This window comes from Solibacillus sp. FSL W7-1324 (assembly GCF_038008025.1).
In the GTDB taxonomy this organism is placed as follows: Bacteria; Bacillota; Bacilli; order Bacillales_A; family Planococcaceae; genus Solibacillus.
Genome location: NZ_JBBOYH010000001.1, coordinates 2,012,604 through 2,034,869 on the forward strand (window position 1 = coordinate 2,012,604; position 22,266 = coordinate 2,034,869).

General features: G+C 36.2%; 28 protein-coding genes and 1 pseudogene. 6 read left to right on the forward strand and 23 right to left on the reverse strand.

Annotated elements, in window-relative coordinates; all coding sequences use genetic code 11:
* Nucleotides 1-231 precede the first annotated feature (231 nt).
* The 5 genes from MKY71_RS09770 to MKY71_RS09790 form a co-directional block, all read right to left on the reverse strand.
* Nucleotides 232-1,254, reverse strand: a complete 1,023-nt coding sequence (locus MKY71_RS09770) for an LCP family protein (protein ID WP_340732411.1) — start codon at nucleotides 1,252-1,254, stop codon at nucleotides 232-234.
* Nucleotides 1,244-1,771, reverse strand: coding sequence for a sigma-70 family RNA polymerase sigma factor (locus MKY71_RS09775; RefSeq protein ID WP_339171363.1), 528 nt, complete (start codon nucleotides 1,769-1,771; stop codon nucleotides 1,244-1,246). Before MKY71_RS09775 ends, MKY71_RS09770 begins: the two co-directional genes overlap by 11 nt.
* A 169-nt stretch (nucleotides 1,772-1,940) precedes the next feature.
* On the reverse strand, nucleotides 1,941-2,630 hold the full coding sequence (locus MKY71_RS09780; protein WP_340732413.1) for a polysaccharide deacetylase family protein: 690 nt from the start codon (nucleotides 2,628-2,630) through the stop codon (nucleotides 1,941-1,943).
* A gap of 46 nt (nucleotides 2,631-2,676) precedes the next feature.
* Nucleotides 2,677-3,102: a DUF4181 domain-containing protein gene (locus tag MKY71_RS09785; protein WP_340732414.1), complete on the reverse strand. Its 426-nt coding sequence runs from the start codon at nucleotides 3,100-3,102 to the stop codon at nucleotides 2,677-2,679.
* A gap of 51 nt (nucleotides 3,103-3,153) precedes the next feature.
* Nucleotides 3,154-4,293: a collagenase gene (locus MKY71_RS09790; RefSeq protein ID WP_340732415.1), complete on the reverse strand. Its 1,140-nt coding sequence runs from the start codon at nucleotides 4,291-4,293 to the stop codon at nucleotides 3,154-3,156.
* Nucleotides 4,294-4,448: 155 nt separating this feature from the next.
* Here MKY71_RS09790 and MKY71_RS19975 point away from each other — a divergent pair.
* Nucleotides 4,449-4,920: pseudogene (locus MKY71_RS19975) on the forward strand (DinB family protein).
* Nucleotides 4,921-5,046: 126 nt separating this feature from the next.
* Complete coding sequence (locus tag MKY71_RS09805) at nucleotides 5,047-5,319, forward strand: YesK family protein (RefSeq protein ID WP_340732421.1); 273 nt, start codon at nucleotides 5,047-5,049, stop codon at nucleotides 5,317-5,319.
* 99 nt (nucleotides 5,320-5,418) lie between these two features.
* On the opposite strand, the gene MKY71_RS09810 is transcribed toward MKY71_RS09805, so the two are convergent.
* From MKY71_RS09810 to MKY71_RS09820, 3 genes are all read right to left on the reverse strand, one after another.
* Nucleotides 5,419-6,252: an aminoglycoside 6-adenylyltransferase gene (locus tag MKY71_RS09810; RefSeq protein ID WP_340732423.1), complete on the reverse strand. Its 834-nt coding sequence runs from the start codon at nucleotides 6,250-6,252 to the stop codon at nucleotides 5,419-5,421.
* A gap of 89 nt (nucleotides 6,253-6,341) precedes the next feature.
* Nucleotides 6,342-6,542, reverse strand: coding sequence for a phosphate starvation-inducible protein PhoH (locus MKY71_RS09815; protein ID WP_340732425.1), 201 nt, complete (start codon nucleotides 6,540-6,542; stop codon nucleotides 6,342-6,344).
* Between the two features lie 57 nt (nucleotides 6,543-6,599).
* Nucleotides 6,600-6,725, reverse strand: a complete 126-nt coding sequence (locus MKY71_RS09820) for a hypothetical protein (protein ID WP_340732427.1) — start codon at nucleotides 6,723-6,725, stop codon at nucleotides 6,600-6,602.
* A gap of 169 nt (nucleotides 6,726-6,894) precedes the next feature.
* Between MKY71_RS09820 and MKY71_RS09825 the strand changes: the two genes are divergently transcribed.
* The gene (locus MKY71_RS09825) at nucleotides 6,895-7,392 is read left to right on the forward strand and encodes a histone acetyltransferase (RefSeq protein WP_340732429.1); all 498 of its coding nucleotides are present in this window, start codon (nucleotides 6,895-6,897) and stop codon (nucleotides 7,390-7,392) included.
* 73 nt (nucleotides 7,393-7,465) lie between these two features.
* Here MKY71_RS09825 and MKY71_RS09830 read toward each other — a convergent pair whose 3' ends face one another.
* The 13 genes from MKY71_RS09830 to MKY71_RS09890 form a co-directional block, all read right to left on the reverse strand.
* Complete coding sequence (locus tag MKY71_RS09830; RefSeq protein WP_340732430.1) at nucleotides 7,466-9,265, reverse strand: S9 family peptidase; 1,800 nt, start codon at nucleotides 9,263-9,265, stop codon at nucleotides 7,466-7,468.
* A 203-nt stretch (nucleotides 9,266-9,468) separates the two neighbouring features.
* Nucleotides 9,469-10,074, reverse strand: a complete 606-nt coding sequence (locus MKY71_RS09835; RefSeq protein WP_339194624.1) for an ABC-2 transporter permease — start codon at nucleotides 10,072-10,074, stop codon at nucleotides 9,469-9,471.
* A gap of 408 nt (nucleotides 10,075-10,482) precedes the next feature.
* Entirely contained in the window at nucleotides 10,483-11,760 is a 1,278-nt protein-coding gene (locus MKY71_RS09840) for an IS110 family transposase (RefSeq protein WP_340732245.1), read from the reverse strand.
* 80 nt (nucleotides 11,761-11,840) lie between these two features.
* Nucleotides 11,841-12,722, reverse strand: a complete 882-nt coding sequence (locus tag MKY71_RS09845) for an ABC transporter ATP-binding protein (protein WP_340732433.1) — start codon at nucleotides 12,720-12,722, stop codon at nucleotides 11,841-11,843.
* Between the two features lie 5 nt (nucleotides 12,723-12,727).
* On the reverse strand, nucleotides 12,728-13,099 hold the full coding sequence (locus MKY71_RS09850; RefSeq protein WP_339171394.1) for a GntR family transcriptional regulator: 372 nt from the start codon (nucleotides 13,097-13,099) through the stop codon (nucleotides 12,728-12,730).
* A gap of 323 nt (nucleotides 13,100-13,422) precedes the next feature.
* Nucleotides 13,423-14,193, reverse strand: a complete 771-nt coding sequence (locus MKY71_RS09855; protein WP_340732436.1) for a hypothetical protein — start codon at nucleotides 14,191-14,193, stop codon at nucleotides 13,423-13,425.
* A gap of 151 nt (nucleotides 14,194-14,344) precedes the next feature.
* Nucleotides 14,345-14,734 carry a DUF2500 domain-containing protein gene (locus MKY71_RS09860; protein ID WP_340732438.1) on the reverse strand — a complete coding sequence of 130 codons (390 nt, stop codon included), beginning with the start codon at nucleotides 14,732-14,734 and terminating at the stop codon, nucleotides 14,345-14,347.
* 165 nt (nucleotides 14,735-14,899) lie between these two features.
* A complete protein-coding gene (gene thpR, locus MKY71_RS09865) occupies nucleotides 14,900-15,469 on the reverse strand; it encodes an RNA 2',3'-cyclic phosphodiesterase (RefSeq protein WP_340732439.1) in 570 nt (189 codons plus the stop codon).
* Nucleotides 15,470-15,530: 61 nt separating this feature from the next.
* Nucleotides 15,531-15,872, reverse strand: a complete 342-nt coding sequence (locus MKY71_RS09870; RefSeq protein WP_340732440.1) for a hypothetical protein — start codon at nucleotides 15,870-15,872, stop codon at nucleotides 15,531-15,533.
* 29 nt (nucleotides 15,873-15,901) lie between these two features.
* Nucleotides 15,902-16,192, reverse strand: coding sequence for a hypothetical protein (locus tag MKY71_RS09875; protein ID WP_339194639.1), 291 nt, complete (start codon nucleotides 16,190-16,192; stop codon nucleotides 15,902-15,904).
* A 319-nt stretch (nucleotides 16,193-16,511) separates the two neighbouring features.
* The gene (locus tag MKY71_RS09880; protein ID WP_340732441.1) at nucleotides 16,512-16,883 is read right to left on the reverse strand and encodes a hypothetical protein; all 372 of its coding nucleotides are present in this window, start codon (nucleotides 16,881-16,883) and stop codon (nucleotides 16,512-16,514) included.
* On the reverse strand, nucleotides 16,880-17,083 hold the full coding sequence (locus MKY71_RS09885) for a helix-turn-helix transcriptional regulator (protein WP_339176605.1): 204 nt from the start codon (nucleotides 17,081-17,083) through the stop codon (nucleotides 16,880-16,882). The genes MKY71_RS09880 and MKY71_RS09885 overlap by 4 nt, the downstream gene beginning before the upstream one ends.
* A 177-nt stretch (nucleotides 17,084-17,260) precedes the next feature.
* Nucleotides 17,261-17,740, reverse strand: coding sequence for a nucleoside deaminase (locus MKY71_RS09890; RefSeq protein ID WP_340732443.1), 480 nt, complete (start codon nucleotides 17,738-17,740; stop codon nucleotides 17,261-17,263).
* Nucleotides 17,741-17,930: 190 nt separating this feature from the next.
* Between MKY71_RS09890 and pdxS the strand changes: the two genes are divergently transcribed.
* The gene (gene pdxS / locus MKY71_RS09895; protein WP_339171411.1) at nucleotides 17,931-18,815 is read left to right on the forward strand and encodes a pyridoxal 5'-phosphate synthase lyase subunit PdxS; all 885 of its coding nucleotides are present in this window, start codon (nucleotides 17,931-17,933) and stop codon (nucleotides 18,813-18,815) included.
* Between the two features lies 1 nt (nucleotide 18,816).
* On the forward strand, nucleotides 18,817-19,404 hold the full coding sequence (pdxT, locus tag MKY71_RS09900; RefSeq protein ID WP_340732444.1) for a pyridoxal 5'-phosphate synthase glutaminase subunit PdxT: 588 nt from the start codon (nucleotides 18,817-18,819) through the stop codon (nucleotides 19,402-19,404).
* 41 nt (nucleotides 19,405-19,445) lie between these two features.
* Here the strand turns inward: pdxT and MKY71_RS09905 are convergent, their stop codons facing one another.
* Nucleotides 19,446-20,699, reverse strand: coding sequence for an S-layer homology domain-containing protein (locus MKY71_RS09905; RefSeq protein WP_340732445.1), 1,254 nt, complete (start codon nucleotides 20,697-20,699; stop codon nucleotides 19,446-19,448).
* A 319-nt stretch (nucleotides 20,700-21,018) separates the two neighbouring features.
* Between MKY71_RS09905 and MKY71_RS09910 the strand changes: the two genes are divergently transcribed.
* The gene (locus tag MKY71_RS09910; RefSeq protein ID WP_339171416.1) at nucleotides 21,019-21,546 is read left to right on the forward strand and encodes a DUF2179 domain-containing protein; all 528 of its coding nucleotides are present in this window, start codon (nucleotides 21,019-21,021) and stop codon (nucleotides 21,544-21,546) included.
* 50 nt (nucleotides 21,547-21,596) lie between these two features.
* On the opposite strand, the gene MKY71_RS09915 is transcribed toward MKY71_RS09910, so the two are convergent.
* Nucleotides 21,597-22,205 (reverse strand): cysteine peptidase family C39 domain-containing protein, encoded by a 609-nt coding sequence (locus tag MKY71_RS09915; RefSeq protein ID WP_340732446.1) that lies wholly within the window; start codon nucleotides 22,203-22,205, stop codon nucleotides 21,597-21,599.
* Between the last annotated feature and the right edge of the window lie 61 nt (nucleotides 22,206-22,266).

Sequence of the window (22,266 nt, forward strand, 5' to 3'; positions counted from 1 at the left end):
AATGCTATTTTTCTCTAAGAGAAAAATAGCATTTCTTTGCTGAGCGTTAAAATTGATTTCCATTCCGGGACGCTTTCCGCGGGCGTGGCCTGAGCCTGTAGTCTCAGGCGTCACGCTATTCCCGCAGGAGTCGCCCTCCATTCCAATCAATTTTGCTATATATCCATTTCTTAATAAAGGCTTTCCTTTTATTTAGCAATAATTCTATTATGTCCTGGCCTCTTTCATTTATTATTTAAAGGTAGTTAACTCTTTCGTTACTGCATTTAAAAATTCCTCATCAAACCTGTAAATGTGTTGGCCTTCCGTATTATTTATTGTAATTGCATCATCAATCATTCCGCTGCTTAAGGATATTTGTTTGAAAGCTCTAATATCCTTATCTAACAACTGTATATCGCTTAATGAATTTGCAAATGATTCTTTCAACTTATTTGTTGATGTTTGATTTTCCGCTTTATTTATTACTGCTTCCATCAGCTTTAAAAGGTTCCCTTCATCAAGGTTATTCGGTTCAGTAGCAGCCATCATTAATGCTACGACTTCTTCTCCATTTAATTGATTGGCGCCTTTTTTAAATTCCATTGTCGCTTGAGTTATCCCCCTTACTGTCATGTCATCCTGCAAATGATACTCTATCCCACCAATAGAATCCATGAGCGAAGAAAAACTCCTCAGTTCAATCACTGCATGGTGATCAATCGGTATATCAAAAAGATTAGAGACAATTGTTCTCACATTTTTAGCTCCCCCGAATTTATACGCAAATAACAGTTTGTCGTTTAATGTAGTCGCTTCATCTTGTTCAGCAACAGGTACATATGTATCAGAAGGAATCGATACCACTTTCACTATTTTTTTGTCTGTACTGTATGAAAGTAAAAGGTTGAGGTAAATTCGATCCTCCATTTTTTCAGACTTAACCGTAATTAATGTCGTTAACACTTTTGCCTCTTCTGTTTCTGTAGTGCCTGCAACTGTTGGATTCGTTTCTTTATTTAAATTTATGCTACTAGTTTCTTTGGTAATATTCCCAGAAAGCATTGACGGAAGGAATAAAAATAAACATAGGCCTACAATGAAAAAAGCTGATGTAAGCGGGATTGCTTTTCTTAGTGGAATTACATATTTTTTGGGCATATTATTTTTCTGTGAGTTATGGATTCTTTTGAATACTTCATTCCGGTCCTCTTTAGTAAATTTCAATTCTTGATCTAAAATGTTAGCTTCCCTTCTGAATCGTTTATCTCCCATTAAATTCCGCCTCCTTTATCATTGGCTCTAACCGTTGCTTCGCTCTTCTTAATCGCGTTTTCACAGTATTCACTGAGATATTCAAAACACCGGCAATTTCTTCTGTGTTTAATGAATTATAATAGTAAAGATAAACAACTTCCCGATAGATTTTAGGAAGAGATAGAATGATATCTTTAATTTCTTCATCTTTATATTTATCAATTACGGTTTTTTCTATTGATGGTAGTACAGCCTTGGTTGTTTCATTAATAAAACTTTTAACCTGTACCATTTTATAGTGCCAACTTTTTAAATAATCTTTGCATTCATTGATGGTTATACGATAAAGCCATGTTTTGATTTGCGCCTCAAATCGATAGGATTCCAGGTTGTTATAACATTTTATAAATGTATTTTGAACAAGGTCCTTCGCAACTTCTTTATCTCTCACATAGGAAAATGCAAGCCGCACCAGCTCAGTCCCATATTCAATCATTATTTTTTCTAGTAAATAATCCTTTTCTTCACTGTCCAATGTACTGCCCCCCTTACTAATCATTATCAATTCTGCTATTAGACGATTGCCAATGCTATATAGGTTCAAATTTCTAAAAATACTTCGTTATACAATTATAAAAACCTGTACCGTAGATTATCGAGTAATCAAAGATACAGGTTTTATAAAATACTGTGCTATCAAGAGATCATAGCGCCTGAAGTTCATCCACTGTTACAAACCGATAACCTTCATTCGTAAGTTCTTTTAAAATCGTTTCAACAACTTGTAATATCTCGCCGGTTTGATCATACATTGGATGCAGTAAAATAATCGAGCCCGGTTCAATGTTCTCCATTACATAACTGATTTTTTCATTTACACTTGTATAATACGTTTCCGGATCCAACGACCACATGATGGTTTCCTTATTATGTTTGTTTAAATAATAAGGCAGGCCAATGAATTTTTTGCCGTAAGGTGGGCGAAAATCAATCTCCTCGGTGTACCCAATGCTTCTGATCAGCTCATCCGTTTTTTCTATTTCCTCTTTAATAAAAGAAGGCGATTTTAATACCATTCTTTTATGTGAATACGTGTGATTTCCAATTTGATGCCCTGCATCGAATAATTTTTTTGCTTCTTCAGGGTGTTTTTCGATTTCATTACCGATAAGGAAAAATGTAGCTTTCGCATTGTATTTATCCAGCAATGGCAATAGCTGATCCACATTCTTTGTCGGTCCGTCATCAAAAGTTAAAGCGATAACCTTCTCCTCTGTTTCCGCGTGGTAGGTCAACGCACCAAATAATTGAAAGGTTCTCAGTTTCGTAACTTGAAACAGCCCTGCACATATAAGAGCGATTAATATAATCCCCATTATTAACTTCTTTTTCATGAGTGGTTCCTTACTTAATAAGCTTTAAGCGAAAAAGAATACGTATTTACTCCCATGCCAGCAAGCCAAAAAAATCTGTCGAAAACAATGCGATTAAAAATAGCGAGATGACTACTAATTGTACAGATGTAAAAATATAATCATTTTTGTTTGCAGCATATCTTTTCTCCATAACAATCCTGACCAGTTCAGTTACAAAAATTAATCCAAACAAAAGGATATATGGTTGCAAAAACCAAATGTGCTTTGAAGGATCTTCACTGACGTTAAAGAAAAAACCAACTAGCATAACGACTATAAAAGTAATTCTAATAGTCCAATCCATTTTTTTATGTTTTTTATTTACAAAGTGATTGGAGAAAAACTCTTTCTTCTCCCCGTTTAGCCATTTTCTTAAAAACTTATTCATAATAAATAGTACAAGTCCAAAGATGGACAATATTAAAATTAGACTAGTAAAAAAATTCCCCATGATTAATTACCCCACATTCTTGCCGACTAGATAGTTTTATTTAATCTCTAACTATAGCTCTTCTGATGTAAGTATCTTTTCAGCCTCCCTTTCATATAACTCCAGAACATAATGATAGGCTTTTCCAAAATAACGACCTTTTTCAATCAGTTTGGCAGCTATTGAATGTTCGCCTGCTTCTTGAAATTGCACCGCAAAATATAAATAATCATTGGGGTTAAACAATAGTTGGTCAAGTGAATCCAAATACGTTTTCGCCAAACTTATTTCATTTAACTCAATTGCAGCGGAAACGAGGTATGGCAAAATAAATGGAGAATATGGGTTAATGCTCGCTTGATTAGCCAATAGTTGTTCACCCGTTTCGAGTACCTTTTCCGGCTCTGAAAGTTGATCGGCCAATAGATCGATTTTATTTTTATTTAAGCGAAAGTTATCATGGTACTCGGCATAGTTTTCATCCGTTACTTCTTCAAAAGCTGCTGAAAAATCACCCGACGTCTTATAAGATGAGATAATTTGAGTTATGACATCTTCATCATATGATTCAATTAAATCAAAAATGGCATAAAAGCCTTGAAGGTAGATTGTATTGACATTCCCACTGTTAATTTCATGTAATTTATCAAATGGGAAAGTATTGAAGTAATATGTATAAAAAGTTGGCAAAGCCTGTTCGATTTTAAACGAAAAGTATTCCGCTATTCCCTCGGTGAACCATGCAGGTATTTCCTGAATCGAAATGCCATTCTCGCTTAAGTATAAATCAAATAAAAAATGACTATATTCATGGACAGCTGTATACGATGAAAACTGCGCATTTTCCCCGTTTATGAAGATTATCCCCATATTATCTATATATACTCCAGTGTTTGCCCCCATCTTTTCGTGACCTTTATATCCAGGTAGTGTAACGAAAATAGGCAGCGACTTATGTGTCTTATAGTCCTTTTTTAAAATGTCTTGTGCCAACTGTTTTGTCGGTTCTATCCGGTCAAGAACGGCTTCTGTATCAAACAAAACTTCCTGAGCCCTATAAATTGTTATATCACCGTCTTTAGTTTTTACATAATCCTCATCAAATTTAAAAAATTGTTCAAAAGCTACTTGCTGGTTGAAGTAGATATAACTGCTAGCACCTAAAGCAACAATTAAGAATAATATGGCTACGACTGTTTTACTTTTTTTCATGCACTCACTCCAGTTACTTCTTAATGTAGACCTTATTTGAAGTATTTTTATTCATTCGTTCAACTCCTTATTTGAAACGCTACCTTCACTACTATTTCCCAATAAACCCATTTAAGTTATAATTTGTTTACTATTCTACTAGAATGAGGTGCAAAATGTTATCTTTATTTAAATATAATTGGCAAGTACGGGAAGAATGGTTCAAATGGTGTGAATCATTATCTGAAGAAGAATTTTTTAAAGAACGCGTTGGGGGTATGAAAAGTATTCGTGAAACACTTATCCATATAATAGATTGTGAGTTGCTTTGGTTGAATTCAATTAGTTGATGGAAAAGTAGCTTTTGTTGGGCGTCAAATCCTTACTCATTTGAGTGAGATCAAAGAATATTCGAGTTTTGTCCAATCGTTAACTGAACAGTTTATTGAACAACTTCCTTCAGACTATGAGTTCAAAATAATAGAAGTACAGCGACGGGACGGTTCACTATTAGAGTTTACACAAAAAAAGATTCTCGCCCATATGATAACGCATGAAATTCATCACATCGGTCAGCTGTCCATTTGGGCGAGAGAAATGCAGCGAAAGCCGATTTCTTCGGATTTAATTATAAGACATTTTGAGTAATCAATAGTCAGCAATTTCCTAATGCCCTTAAATAATTGGAAAATTTATGTTAAAGTTTTTACAGTAGTGTTTTAAGGTATATAACAGTCATGTTGGTTCGCGGAAAACATAATAGGAGGTAATTTAGTGGATGCTTTAATGTTGGACGGTTGGACTCCTTTAATATTGTTAGGAATTTTGTTTGCATTTATGATGTTTTTCATTGCCCGTAAAGTTTCAAAAAAAGTTTTGCTTTTAACCTCTGCTGTAATGACACTACTTTGTTTAGGATTAATCCTTTTCAGCATATTAGTTGTCGGTGGTTGGGAAGGTATGGGTCTAGGCTTCTTTGCATTTACTATTTTTGTAGGCGTTTGGATAGGTACGCTTTTTGGGATTATTTTTAAGAACACGAAGTAAGGGTTTTGTCGAATAGGCAGATTGAACGCTCAGGAATTATAAAATCTGAGCGTTTTTTATATTCTCTACTGCCAAATTACCACTGACTTATATATGAAATTACATTACCAAATCTATAATTTCTTTTACCCACTCGGGGTTCTCGTCGACGCCGTATTGCTCACATAATTGCTTATGAACTTGAATAAATTCTGGAATGATATTTTTCATGACAGTTAAAATTTCTTCTTGTTCCCTATTAGAGTGCCATTGAATTAACAGTGATAATTGCCGTTCATTTAATTTGCTTCTATCTCCTTCTAATTTCGCCCAATCCCCAAAGGTATTTGGTTGTATGCCTGCTTCCATATACCAGCCGGTTATCATGGATAATCTTAAATTATCTAAATTGTGTAGTGCATAATAGATTTCTTTTCTTATCACTCTTCTATATGCTTCATGAAGATAAGCAAAAAATTTTGTTCTCCAATGCTCTATTTCTAAAATTGTTGGGCTATACGTTAATGTGGCTGATTTTGTTAATACACCATTTATCAAACCTGTTGGATCATGGACAATTTTTAATTTTTGAGTCCAGATAGATGGCTTCATATGCTCTGTTTTATAATAAAAGCTGTCCACTTTTATAAATGACCTGTAATGTGCCGTACTGTAATTTGCCCAATGAAAGTCTTCAAAGAAAAGTACATTTCCCCAGTTACTAGCCCGTTGCTTTTTGTTCAACCTATATTCCTCATAAACTTCATCTTTTACAACAATACGGAGATCGATATCAGAATATAAATCCGTTTCCTCATTCCCTATGGATCCTCCATAAAAAACGGCCAACACGTTCTCGTCTTTAATCAGATCAAGTTCGATTGTATCCATCAGTTCATGACGATGCTTTGTAAGCAAAGTATCTCGTTCTTTATTTTTAGTTTCTAATCCCACACATTTTTAAACAGCTCCTTCGTTTATACATCCTCTTATTATCATTCGAAACAAGGGCTCAATTACCCTCTTTTTATATAGTGAAGAATTTACAGCAATCGAGGCATTAGCCACCATGCTACTACGTAAATGCTCAATACGCCCCACGCAACAGTTATTATTATCCATCTAAGGATTATTGGTGTAGCTGTACTATCATGAATTTTATCTTTCAAACTTCTCATTTTGATTGCACATACAACCAGTCCGGTGATGATGAGTATAATAACCAGGATTGATATTGCATCCATAATTTAACCTCCCTTCATTTTTTTATTAAAGTAAAGGAATTTTCTTTCAGATAAAATTCAGAGCCAGTCCTTCACATATGCAAATACACCTAAAACAGCACCTATTGCTACACCAATGAAAACAGGAATAACATAGTTAGACTTAGTTATTTTCTCATTTCGTAACTTATTATTGAGAGGCATATTCATTCCCCCTTTATGTAACTATACGAATAAAAATGGAAAATGTTTCAACTTTTATATTTGTAAGTAATGTCAGGGATAGCTAATGTCCCCCTTTTTCTTTTAAAGGATTTCACTAAATTATATAGAAGTAGTTTAAGATGTAAGTAAATTAAGTAAGGTGGTAATTATGAAAAGATGGCTTTGGGTAACATTAATCGGTATCATTTTTGCTGGTTGGTTTATTTTTAATCTATGGCAAGAGCATAGTAGATATGAAGTGTTAAAAAGGATTATGAGTAGTGAGACTCATATTGATACTATTTCAGTAACAGATCGCAAAGCAAATGAAGAATTGTTAACCTTTACGGAATCGGATGCAGCTTTTACTCCAATGATAGAAATGTATAGGTACCCCTATGTACAGTTGGAGCGTCCGGATCATAAAATTCTTAAAGAAGAGCCGTTATTCGATATCGAATATAAACAGGAAAATGAAGTTAAATATGTAGTAAGAGTTCATCAATTGGATAGTATACCTGCACTGGAAACACAGTTAGAAAATCGCTATATTTATTCCCCAGAAAATAATAATAAATTTTATATTTTTGGAGTCAAAGAAAACGACCAGCTACTAGTCGTGAACGAAGGGTTTCAATCATTATTGGATAAGCTTATTTCAAAGTAAAACAGCGACAATCACTCTTGTATAGTGGTTGTCGCTGTTTAATTAGGAACCTAATTTCAATTCGAAGTTTTCACTAGGCTTTCACTTTTGACGTTGCAAATTGACTAAAGAACGAAAGGATTTTTTGGTAAACCGCAATTTCATTTTCTTTTTTAGAGAATCCATGACCTTCGTCTTCCAGAAGCATATATTCAACTTCACGGCCTTTATCTTTCAACGCCTGTACAATTTGATCCGACTCTTCTTTTACAACGCGCGGATCATTTGCTCCTTGAATAACGAGCATTGGTTTTGTCATCGTCTCTAAATACGTGATCGGAGAATATTCAATGAACTTTTCTTTGTCTCGTTCTGGATTTCCTACCCACTGATCCATCATTGGTTTCCAGTCTTCCGGAACTGAATTGACGAATGAAAACAAATCCGACGGTCCAAAAATATCGACTACCGCTTTGAAATATTCTGCATGTCGTCCGTGAAGCAATAAGGCCATATAGCCACCATAGCTTCCGCCCATCAATAATATATTCCCTTTTTCTGCATAGCCGTTATCAATAAGCCAATCGAGACCTGCGACATTATCAAGACGTGGACCATATCCCCAATCTCCGTCCACCATTTTCGTGAAAGCTAATCCATAACCTGTTGATCCACGGAAATTTGGCGCAAATATACTATAGCCATTATTTAAAAAGAATTGGAACGATGCTCTGAAGAATTTTCGCTCTGCAGCTTGAGGACCGCCATGTGGCCAAAAGATGATTTCCCCATTATCATTTTCCTTTTTTGCTTTGAAGAATAGGGATTCAATTGCCAGCCCATCAAAAGATGTATACGTAATCACTTCAGGCTCCACTAATTCGCTTTGATCAACACCCGGAACCGCATATTGAGTAAGAGAAGTCCAATCATTTTCTGTAAATTGGTAAATATTATCCGGTTTAATAGCAGTACCGCCTAACATATATAAATTTCCTGATTTCGTGACAACCAATTTATCAATCGTACTACATGGCGTTTGTATTTTCTCCCACTCATCCGAGGACAAATCATACTTGTATACCGTATCTTCTACACCTTTTTCACTAACAATATAAAGGCGTTGATTGTGCTTGTCATATTTCAGGGTAGTGAAGCCTTCATTCTCTATCTCTTTAATTTTAGTAAATTCATCCGTTTCCAAATTATACGATGCTAAGTATGTAAAATCTGCGTTGTAGTCTGTTAATAAATAAACAAGATTATCTGTTGCAAAACATGCATCACTAACCGTGTGCTGAGAATCGGTAGCCGGTGTCAGCAAAATATGATCGTTCCCCCGTTTTGCATACAACAGTGTATGTGTATTTGAATACGCCGTCATATAAAGGAGCGTTTCTTCATTAGAGCTTAAACCAACAGTTAATGTAGGTGTCATTTTTCCTTCTAAAACCAATTCTTCCTCCCCTGTTTCCAGGTCATATTTATAAGTATTCAAAAAAGAAGGATTTCCTTTTGAAGAAGTGTAATAAAGCCTATTCCCGTCTTCTGAAAGAATCATTCCAGTATTGCGCGTTCCTTCTTCCTGAATAATTGGCTGTAATGTACCACCATGAAGAGGCAGACCGAAGAACTGTGTATTTTCATCGCCATCGTGATCAAAACCAGCAAGGATAAATCGTCCTTGTTTATCATACAAAAGACCCTGACAACTCTGGTTATTGAATGTCAACTGTGTTGGAAATGTGCTTGGCAGATTCATTGCCCATAAGTTATACTTTCCGTTTAAATTTGTACTGAAAACGAGCTGGTTTTCATCTGGACTGATCGCAAAATCCCTTATCGAAAATGTACGTAAAAACTGCTCTGCCCCTGGTTTAGGAAATGAAACCATATTGATACTCCCCCTTATTATAAAAAACTGAATTATTACTAAATTACCATAAATATACTATTATTGAAACAAATAAGTAATTCATTGAAATTTTGTATGTATTAATTCCTAATTAAAAATAAAAAAAGCAAACCCGCGCGATGCGAAGTTTGCTCTTTGAATAGCTACATATATTTATATACTAGATGGAGTGTTATCTTTATTTAAAACGCCTTTCGCTGATAAATGCTGTTTGTTACCAACCAGGAACCGACATAGATTGTGATGACGATTATTGTTGCGCCTGTATATAAAGCAGGGTTAGATAAATTAACAATAAAATCCTTGATCACAGTCAATTGTTCAGCTAAAAATAACACAATAGATGGTCCGACCGCTGCTAAAAGGAGAAAACTAATCAATACAGTCGGAAAAATATAACCTGGCTTAAATAAATAAAATAATGGGAAGGTAAATGAAGCAAATACTAAAAATAAACTACAACCAATCGCAATATGTGTAAGTGTAAAAGGTTTATTGAAAACAAATAATGTGAGACTTGTCACACCGATTGCTAACACCATATAGATCACAGCACCGATATAGCGGGATGCGATAATTTCCGAGCGTGTATAAGGTAAGGAATTTAATAAGATGTTCGTTTCAACTTTTTCATCGTAAGCATATGTGTTAAAGGGAATCAGAATACTGGCAACGAGAAAAATCATAGCAGGATTTGCTTCCATGAAAATAAAGAAAATGACAAAAGGTACAAAAAGTAATAGCTGTTTTTTCTGTAATATTACATCACGCCTAATCAGATTAAACATGCTGCATTCCTCCCTCTATAAATGTTGATGTATCAATGGCTCACGCCATTTTAGAGTGTCAAAAAAATATTCTCCCGACACGTACATCTATCTTTATTTTGTAATTATTGATTTTTTTAACAATATATCTGAAAGCTTCGCTAAAAGATGAACCATTAATTGGTAATGTTCCTCCTGATCCTGTGCTGTATATTGATGCACTTTTGGATCTCTGCGTAGCTTATGATGACGGACCCTCCCATGTCTCTAGGCGTCTGATTGCGCGTACATTCCTTCGTTCGGTCTATTCATAAGGCAGAGGCTGGCGATGCTCCTTTAGGGACTCGTTTAATTAATCACGGTCGGATGGGGTAAATAATGCCGGCTTCTCCGTGTCATCCTCTTGGTTAAACTTTTGATGAAGTACGCTTAAGCAGCTGTTTGGAGACTGGCAAAATCGTTCATCATTTGTTGTTCATTAAACATGGTTTTCTTTTTACATAAGGCATGTAAAATCTTCAGTAACTTCCCACATAACACGACGATGGACTGCTTTTTTCGAAGCGGATTGACTGTACGTGTTGTGTAGTATTCATGTAATTGTTTGAATGCTGGATTATGCAAGATTAAAGGCATCATGACTCGGAAGAGGAGGGCGCGAAGTTTTCTTCTACCTCGTTTAGAAATCCGTTTTTGTCCTTTTTGCTGACCGGAAGAGTTTTCACGCAATGTGAGTCCCGCTAGTTTAATTAATTGGCGTGGATGTGTATATTGCGTTAAAGAACCAATCTCTGATAGTAAATCGACAATCGTGACATCCCCGATTCCAGGTACCGATGCTAAATAGTCATAATCCGTCATTTGTTTGGCTAACTCTGCGAGTTGACTTGTTAAGTCGTCTAGTTGTGCTTGCATCAATTTGTGCTGGGAAAGAAGCGTGGCGATTTCGAATTTGGCCATCACTATACCTTCTGTCAGTCCGATTGAGCTTTCTGCTACCTCGACTAATTGTTTTGCCTTTGGTAGCTGTGGGCTTTTCAGACCGTCTACCTGGCGATATAAAAATAGTAACTCTTCTGGTGATTTGCCTACAATATCTGTTGGTAATGGTGTTTTTTCAAGTACCGCATACGCCATTTTCCCAAAGCTTTTAAACACTTGTGTGAATTCAGGAAAAAAGCGATCCAGCCAACGAATCATGCGATTTTGTAGGGCATTTAAGTCTTCTTGAATCTTTGAACGTAATGTCGCACCATTTCGTAACTCCGCTTCGATACCTTCGAGATGTCGTGGATAGCTGAAGCGACCATCTCGCATGAGGCGAGCAATGACAAGTGCGTCTTTTTGGTCATTTTTCGTTTGAAGATTGTCGTCCAATTCCTTGGAACGATTGACGTGCATTGGATTGACCATCACGAATGGTATTCCGTAGCTTGTCAGAAACGCCGCCAAGTTCATCCAGTAGTGTCCTGTTGGCTCAAAACCAACGAGGATTTCCTGTTTTTCATGAGTGGTTTTTAGAGCGAGTAAGCGCTCATAAAAGCCTTCAAATCCAATGCGTGACTGTGTAATAGGAAATGATTTTTGGAGCACTCGGCCTCGATCATCAATAGCGCAAGCAAAATGTTTGTGCTTCGCAATATCGATACCGATTACTAGTGTATTTTCAGAAACTTGATTAATTTTTTCATTCGTATTAAAATTCATTGTTGTAAGTCCTCTCTGTGGATGTGCGAGTCAATTTTCCGGTTGACACTCAAGCATCATACAGGAGGGCTTTTTTGTTTTCAAGTCCCCGAAAATCCTTCTAACAGGAATGCTCCTTTCATGTAATACATGATCTCTTCCAGAGAGGCCTGATCAATGGCGACGGTGTCTCCGAAAATTTTTTGTACTCCTTTGATATTATCCGTTAATGCTTCAAATCCTGTTAATGCACGATGAACATGAATAAATGCCTGTTCAGTGTCTCGGTCCAGAAGTTCCAATCTCCCTTTAACAAGTGCATAATTTTCAACTACATCGAGAATAGACTGATTGAATAGTAATTCACCCTTCTGAATAAGCGCAATATAATCTGCAATACGGTCTAAATCGGACGTAATATGTGTGGAGAAGAAAATGGTACGATCTCCATCCACCATTAATTCCTGTAATAGATCCAACAGCTCTCGTCTAAAAATGGGATCTAATCCTGCTGTTGGCTCGTCCATAATGATAAGCTCCGCATGATGGGATAATGCGATTGCCAATGATGCCTTCATTTGCATTCCTTTTGAAAAAGTCTTTATTTGTTTATTCAGCGGTAATTCAAATTTTTCCAAGTATTGATGAAATAGTGCGTCATCCCAGCGTTTATATGCAGGGCCTACAATGCGTTTAATATCTTTTAAGTTCAGCCCTTCAAAAAACACATTGCCATCGTAAACAAATCCAATGCGCTCTTTAATCGCCTTCTCGTGTTTCATGTAATCCAATCCGAAAATCTTAATTTCCCCGACATCCGGTCTTAATAGATTCATCATCATTTTAATCGTTGTCGATTTACCTGCACCATTTGCTCCAATAAATCCTGTTATAAAGCCTTTCTTCACTTCTAAATTTATATTTTTTACAGAAAAATCTTTAAATTTCTTCGAGACATTTGTAAGTTCAACAACATTCTCCATGCAAATCACTCCTCATATAAGATTTTTAATAAGTCTTGTAATTCTTCAAGCGAGAGACCAATTTCTTTGCTATTCATGATGACCGAGCTCATTTGTTCCTCAATGACTTTCAATTTCTTTTCTTTTATAACTTCTAAATTTTGCTCTGCAACAAAGGAACCTTTTCCAACAATGGAATAGATAAATCCCGCTTTTTCCAATTCCTCATAAGCCCGCTTCGTTGTGATAACACTAATTTGCAGTTCTTTGGCCAGATTACGCATGGAAGGTATTGCTGCACCCTCCTGCAGTTCACCTGATAAAATAGCGGATTTAATCTGATTCGTAATTTGTTCATAAATGGGTTCTTTTGAAGTGTTTGAAATAATTATTTGCATGCCAATCCCTCATTTTTACTTATTAAAATCGTGTTCTTCATTACTTGTTTTAACAGTTAAGCTGTCATATCAAATGGCAGTTAAACATCCAAATAATCGCAAACCTTTTTGTATAATGTATATATACTATAAGTACATTATATACACACCGACACTATTTGTTCAACCATTTTTTGTAAAGTTATTATGTTTATGTCAAATAAAGATTTAGTTCCTATGTAAAAATATCGGTAAATTAAATGCAAAAAGAGTAAAACAGGGTGCTGTTTTACTCTTTCGCTTATATTTCTATATAAATTTTCCACCTTATTCGATCCTTGGTATTATTTAAACTTCACAATCCAAGGCAACGTTTGTTCACCAAAATCGGTCATCGTAAATAAATATTCTTCCTTTTGCCATTTCGCCATTGTACCGGTTTGTTCGGCATCGACATGTAAATAACCGTAATCTTTTGGTACCGGAAGCATATTCGTTTCTAAAAACTCAACCGTTTCTTTCGCTAAAGCTAAGCTTTCTTCGGCTTTTTCCGTCAAGGACCGTGCAATAATTGCCCAACGTCCTTCATTCCAGCTTGTAAATAAAGAACCAGCCCCGGCATCTTGATATCCTGTAATTCCATAGCCTAAATCGACAGCTTGTCCACTATCGAAAACAGTTTGGTCAATCTCTTCGCCTGCCAATTCTTTTGAGTCGTATTTAGTAATTGTTACTTGTCCAATGTAAGTTCCATCTTGCTCAATGGCCTTATCGTTTATCGCCAGTTTTTCTGATGTTTCATAGAAATTAAATGTTATGACATCATTATCAGTCTTAGTAATGGCAGTTAAAAAGCTGCCCTCTGAAACAGGAAAATCGGTTGGCATATCGATATCCCAATCGTTTGGAATTATACTTTGAAAATCTTCTGTAGTTGAAGTATCTTCTGCCGGTTGATTTGAATCCGCTTCTTCCTTACTCGGAGTATTTGTTGTATCTACTTCACTAGACTTTGAATCAGTTGCAGAGTCTGGATCGGCTGTTGCACTATTATTTGTCTCCTCACATGCTGCTAATAGAAAAAGGCTCAAGACAAATGGCATATATTTTTTCAAGTTCTCACTCCTAATATTTGACTTGTATAAAGTATCATACATTTTTCAAATTATATGTTCAAATGATGGATAGCAAATAACCAGATAAAAACAGCGCTGATTCCATTACGGAAACGCGCTGTTTTTGACGAGCCTTATAAAGTTGCGGAAATTACACCCGACTAAAATCAAGATATCTCGTACCTTGGAAAGTTAGCTTGCCAATATCCCCTTCTGCTAGCATACCGTATTCCTTACCGGATACATGAAACTCCGACCGGTCACCACTCTCGAACTCAAAGGTAACAAAATAAGTTGTAGAGGTGCTGTGCGAATGATGGTTATTATCATGATGGTGATGGGTACGTCTTGTTACATTTGTTCGTTTCACTTTAACGATTGCCGGTACGGTTAATCGAGGTGAGTTCTCGTTTTTCTTCCATTGCTTTAACCCACTAAATAGACTAGCAATTATTGAGATAACGATAATAATAAAAATAATTGCGATAAATATTGGTCCAAAGTTGAATAACCAATCCCCACTTCCTGGCATGTCATACATGATATTTACCCCCTTGCTCTGTTAATTAAATTATACGGATAAATTGGAAAAAAGTTTCAGATTGACGATGGAATCCGCTAGGCACCTTAACCTTCCCAACAAAAAAACGAGCGCAGATTCTTTTAAAGAATCGCACCCGCGCACTAATACACTCGAAAATAAACATCATTCTTCCAAATAAATCGACGCAATAGGTTCATATTTCGGTGTATTTTCTATATTTGATTTATATAAGACGATTTCATTTACTTTAAAAGATAAAGGCTTTTCTTTAAAAGGATTTTGCGTCACTAAGTTATCTACTAGAAAATGTTCATTAGCTCCCCATTTTCGGGCGAATGTAATATGTGGATGATATGGACGTGTTTCTAACTTAAAGCCTTCAGCAAGACAAGTTTGATGGACAATTTCCTGTATTTCATATAAAGCATCTGCTTCACTTACTGCACCCCAAAATATACGAGGTGATTTTTCAGCTCCAAAAACACCCAAACCTTTGATGTCTAGCATAAAAGCTTTTTGATTCTTTATAGATTCCACTACTGATTCAATAACTGATGTAAGTTGTTTTTGATTGACAGCCCCAAGGAATGCAAGTGTTATATGATAATCGTTTAAATCAACCCATCGCTTAAACTGGAATACTGGTTTAATTCTATTCAGTTCCTCATACATGGTTTGTTTGACTTCATCCGGAATCCGAACCGCCCAAAAATAGTGTGCCACTCTCTCCATTTTCTTCACCTCTTTCTGCTACAGAATTGACAGTATAAAAAGAATCAATACTTATTTAAAATTACATATTTCCAATCGGAATCGAAAAGCTGAAGAAAATAAAATTTATAGAAGTTAACAGTAAAGCAACTATGACATATAATCGACTGTTCTTTACCTCAAAAATTATGGCAGCCAGCCCAGCAAATATTAAATAAATCCAGCATGCATTCCAAAGTAAATCGACAAACTCAGTTGGTACAAGGGTAAAAATACCGCCTATAAAAGATATCCACACAATTAGCATACTGATTAGAAAAATAAACGTTAATTTAGTCGGTTTTAAACTGTCATTTTCAACATAGATAAAGATAATGATCATACTTATAATATTAAGAATGATTAAAGTGAATACCGTCGACAATACATCCTCCCCTTAATTGGTGCTTAATATTAGCAGATACTCGCTTCGATCATCTCAATTTTGCCGTGTTGATTTACACTGTCTACCCCGCGTTCGCAGTTATCTTTTATTTCCCACTCAATAAAGTACTTATTATTTTTCAATTCAACCGATCGTATTTCCGTTTGACCATTCTGGTTAATGTGATTTTCCAAGACCCTTTGCTTTGCTTCGTCTTCAGTAATGACGTTTTGAATCGATGAACATCCGCCTAATAATAAGACTGCCATTACTAAAAAAAGTTCAAAAAATCTTTTAGTACCTGTTTGATTTGGTCTCATTTTACCCTCCCTTTTCAAATTGTTAAAAAAATAGACGCGTTCTTCTTAGAGAACTGCGCCAGATAATACACTCACTGTACCTTCCGTTTTGAAGAAGGCATTTTGCTAACTCTAACAGTAATGTACAATATTAAGCCAAATGCAATACCACCCAGTAGAATTAAACCTAACTCAGCAAATGCTATCACTGATAGAACCGTAATGATGACCCCTAATAGTATAAAGAAAAATATTTGCATTATGTTTTCCCCTTTCATTATCGGAATGTCTTATCCCAGTTTCATGTGACTCATATTATGTTTACATATGTACAGCTTCATTAAATCCGTTTCGAGAAAAAAATCATTGTTAGAGGAATGGATGTTACCATAACACAAAATAAAATTGTTAAAACTTCTGTTGCAGTGTACGTTTTAGCTACTGTAATAAATAGCAGTGTCATGGTTGCAAACAGCGTGAAATAGTTGACTGTCATACTTTTACCTATAATTTCTTTTGTACGCTCATCTTTAGGGAATAAATGTGGCGATAGATATGCCATCATTAACGAACTTGTTCCCAAGAAAAAAGTCATAATACCTGCTGGAAAATCACCATTTGCAATATAAGGGTAATTAATGTAAATACTTAATGGAACCATAATAATACCTAAAAATAAGTATGACAGTTGATTTTTTCGAGCTTCGTTCATTCAGTTTCCCCCTCATAAATAAATACATCTTCAATTTTACAATTAAAAATGTCTGCTAATTTAAATGCTAGAATAATCGACGGATTATACTTTTCTTTTTCTAATGAAATAATTGTTTGTCTAGAGACAGAAAGTTTTTCTGCCAACTGGTCTTGTGTCATACTGTGCTGAGCCCGTAAAACCTTAATATTATTTTTAATAAAAAATCCTCCCTATATGTAAAGCAAGTTTTACTTAAAGTAAAGTTTACTTTACATACATTTAATTTGCAAGTTCTCAATAAGTACCTCCTTTAATCATCACAAAATAAAAACAAGCGCTTATTCTATTTACAGAATCGCGCTTGCTTGCCACAAAATCATTTTATATTTTATTCATCATTTCATTTCGTGATGCTGACGATGAAGTTGGTGGACTATCTCTGCTAGTTCAGGAACAGGACCATCTACTATTGCATCATTAATAACTTCTTGAATGGACAGATTGCGTACACGTGAAGGTGCTTGTCCAAATTCTTCTAGCCACTTTGCCAATTGTTCAGATGAACTTGCATAAACAATTCGCCCTAAACCAACCCAACCGTGAGCAGCGGCGCACATCGGGCAATGTTCCCCTGAAGTATATACTGTCGCTCTGCGTCTTTCTTCAGGTTCCATATTATTTGCTGCCCAACGCGCTATTGCAAACTCGGGATGCTGTGTATGGTCACCGCCTGCTACATGATTATGATCTTCAAATAACACTTCACCCTCAGCGGAAACAAGTACTGATCCAAATGGCTCGTCACCTTTTTCAATTGCTATTCTTGCTAATTCAACACAACGATGTAAATGTTTTAAATCTATATTATTTATCAAATTCGTAACCTCCTTAACCTGTAAGTAGAAAGCCTTTGCAATCATTATTATAACAGAATTATCAGACTGTCTTTGCCCCAGGATTCCAGGTATCCATCCACTGACCCTAAAGATTCATATTAAATTGACTATTTTAATATGGTCAATATTTATTATACTAAGAGTCATTACAGGAATGGAGGTTATTTACATGGTACAAGTTGGAACAGATCGAGTAAAACGAGGAATGGCAGAAATGCAAAAAGGCGGCGTTATTATGGATGTCATTAATGCAGAACAAGCAAAAATTGCGGAAGCGGCAGGTGCAGTAGCAGTAATGGCCTTGGAACGTGTGCCTTCAGATATCCGAAAAGCTGGTGGTGTTGCCCGTATGGCGGATCCACGGATTGTTGAGGAAGTAATGAATGCCGTCACGATTCCGGTCATGGCAAAAGCACGAATTGGTCACATTGTAGAAGCACGTGTATTGGAGTCAATGGGTGTGGATTATATTGATGAAAGTGAAGTTTTAACTCCTGCTGATGAAGAATTCCATTTACTTAAGAGTGATTATACAGTGCCGTTTGTTTGTGGTTGCCGCGACTTAGGCGAAGCAGCTCGACGTATTGGTGAAGGGGCTTCTATGCTTCGTACGAAAGGTGAACCAGGTACAGGCAACATTGTGGAAGCAGTACGCCACCTTCGAAAAGTTAACGCCCAAGTTCGTCGCGTTGTCGGAATGAATGTGGACGAATTAATGACCGAGGCAAAAATTTTAGGTGCCCCATTTGAATTATTATTGGAAATTAAGCGTTTAGGACGTTTACCTGTTGTAAATTTTGCAGCTGGTGGCGTGGCAACACCTGCAGATGCCGCGTTAATGATGGAACTTGGTGCAGATGGTGTATTTGTTGGTTCCGGTATATTTAAATCAGAGAACCCTGAAAAATTTGCACGTGCCATCGTGGAAGCAACTACACATTATACGGACTACAAACTGATTGCTGAAATCTCGAAGGAACTTGGCACACCGATGAAAGGAATTGAAATAGCCTCATTGAGTGTTAATGAACGGATGCAGGAGCGTGGCTGGTAAAATGGCGAAAATAGGAGTACTTGCATTACAAGGTGCGGTAAAAGAGCATATACAGCAAATTGAACTTCTTGGTCATGAGGCTGTTGCAGTCAAAACATGCGATGACTTACTTGGTATTGAAGGTCTAATTTTACCCGGTGGAGAAAGTACGACAATTGGTAAAATGTTAGAACGAAATGATTTGTTAGACCCTATTAAGTTACTGGCACAGCAAGGTATACCAATGTTCGGGACATGTGCCGGACTTATACTGCTGGCCAGAAAGATTAAGGATTCCAATACTCCTCACCTCGGTTTAATGGATGTAGAAGTGGAAAGAAATTCTTTTGGACGACAGGTAGATAGCTTTGAAGCACCGCTATCAATTCCATCAATCGGTGATGACATAACGGCAGTTTTTATTCGTGCACCGCATATTGTCTCAGTCGGTGAACATGTCGAAATACTTGCTACATATGAAGAACGAATCGTACTAGCCAGAGACGGCCAATTTTTAGGCTGCTCTTTCCATCCAGAACTGACTGATGATGTTCGAATCCTCGAATATTTCATCGGTATGGTAACTGATTTTAAAAAGGTTCCTAGATAGACAAAAAGAAGCACAATTGTGTGCTTCTTTTATTTGCCGTATTATTTATTCAAACCCTTTTCATGTATCCGATAGATCATGGCTGCCATATGTGCTCTTGTTGTCGGATTGTTTGGACCAAACCGGCTAGCCGTATAGCCCGCCATTATGCCTTCTTGTTTCATCGTTTCTATCGCAAGAGATGCCCAAAAGTTATAGTCTACATCTTTAAATGAATTTACACCTTTGTTAGCAGGTTGGCTATAAAAACCGGCATTATAGAAAATTTGAGCCATTTGTGCCCTTGTTAAATATGTATTCGGTGAAAAACGTCCATCACCAATACCATTGATAATTTTATGTTGTGCAACTAAACGAATAGAATCTGCTGCCCAAAAACTATTTTCCACATCAGTGAAAGAGATGTCTTTATTTGTTGTAGTCAGTGATAAAAAGTTACTAATAATAGCAGCAGCCTGAGCTCTTGTTATCGATTGATTCGGTTTATATGTACCATTAGGATAGCCGGAGATCCAACCTTTTTCAGTTAAGAATAAAATCTGTTGTTCGGCCCAATGTCCACCTATGTCCTTTAACTTTCTATCATCAAATTGATATAAATTACGTTCATCCATGATGACTCCTACTTTACTTCGATAGTATTCCCCGCCTAAATGGATATAGCCGGCGTTGGCAATGTCAAACAAATATTCTTTGGAAGCCCGCTCATAATCCCATCCCTTTTTCATCCGTTCTTCGTAGTTGGTTTTAGCGAAACGATAACGATCATTTAACAGTAAGTTCCCTGCCAAATATTCAACCGCTTCTTTATAGGAACTAAAAGCGCGATACCAGTTATCCCTTCTTTTGCTTTCATCATAAATTTTACGGTCTTCTCCGAAATCCTTCAGCACAGGTACCGGTTCATAATCTTCATCAGGTTGTCCTTTCAACTGCCAGGCATTCTTCGGGTTATACCCCCAAACCTTTACTCCGAAAAGATTATTCGCATTCACTGCTATTCTTGTTGTGCCATAGCCGCTTTCCAGAGCTGCCATTCCAATAATTGCACTAGCAGGAATTCCCCATTGTTCATTTGCTTTCATTGCATATGTAGAAATTTCATTAATAAAGTCTTCCTTCATTTTAGTTGAAGGATATTCTTGTGTAGATAAATAGGCGTTACTGTTTCTTCCAGACTTTTCGTCTTCAAACGGGAGAAGGTTTACGCTTTTTGCACTCGTGCTTAATGAGCTGCAATTAAAAACTAGTAGAAAAATTAATAGTGATAGTACTGCTTTGATTGATTTCGCCAAATTCATAACTCCTTAAATATTCAAATAATAATCTCGGACTCTATCATCATAGCAGTTTTTTATTAGTCTTAGTGCATAAAATATCATTTTATTAATACTAATTGATGGGCATATTGCCTAACTTTACCTACTAAGATTAATCAAAAATCACCGTTTAACCTAATGGCCTAATAATGATTAAGAAGTATCAATATAGCAACTGCAATGCATTTCCCCCTCATTTTATAGCATTTGCTCAAATAATTAATAAGAATATAAATTTCATATTAGGGTAGAAGTAAAAAAGTAAAGTAAATTTTTGAGTGAAAGAGGGGATTTCATGCAGGAAATAATCCTAATCCTGGTCATACAGCTCGTATACGTGCCGTTAATGACCCTACGAACAATTTTCTTAGTCAAAGATATGAGACTTCTAGCCTCGATTTTCGGATTTTTAGAAGTTCTTATTAACGTATTCGCACTTTCTATCATTTTTAGTGGTGATCAGAACTTTATAGCGATGGTTGTGTATGCACTCGGATTTAGTATCGGGATACCGGTCGGAACAATGATTGAAAATAAACTGGCTATCGGTTATGTCTCTGTTACAATCAATACACAGCAGAAAAACCAGGAACTGATTGATACTTTAAGAAACAGCGGCTTTGCCATTACGACATCTGTCAGTGAAGGTCGTGACAGTGAACGTTATAAATATGAGATTCTGGCGAAACGAAACCGAGAAAAAGAATTATTCTCGCTTGTTGAGTCAATTGAACCTAAAGCCTTTATCATTTCATATGAGCCAAAATCATTCAAAGGCGGCTTCTTAGTCGACCGCATGCGTAAATTTAAACTACGACGTTAAAATAAAAACGAGCTGGATGCATTGATTCCAGCTCGTTTTTTTGTTTCAAATTATTTTCCCTCTACTGCTATATATGTATTGCTGTAAGGAAGCATATGGATTCTTTTTACATCCCAAAGTTTTTTAAATTCTTCAATCGGAACTTTTCGATTATAGTTTTTCAGTTCGCCTTCATCATTTACTAAATGACCGAGTGACTCTGAAAGGTAAATAAACTCTTTGTCATATCCGACTACCGGGACGAAATGCAGATTTTTGAGATCCTTCTTCACTTTAATAAAAACAATGACCGGTGTCCCTTTGCTGACTTCGTATTTCAATGAATTTATATTCCCTTTATAATAATGGGTCTTAAATCCCTTATTTTTTAATACCGCCCGTATTCCTTTCGGGTATACATTGCCTGTTTTTGTTTTGTTCGGGAAATGCTGATATAACACTTCCCCTTCAGCATCCTTACCAAAGTGACGCAACAGGTACGCCGTTGAAAATGCCGCGCATTCCGTCCCTTTTTGGAAGTCGATTCTATTCTCGTGCTGAATCATGTAAGTAGCCGGAAAATCCTTTTTTCTTATAACCGGCATCGGCAAAGTCATTAAATACGTATTAATGGCTAGTGAGATAATAACCCAAAAAACAACTGAATTAATTATAATCATGCTACTCCCCCAATATATGAATGCATTGTGTGACTACTATTTTTGTTTAATCTTCTTAGAA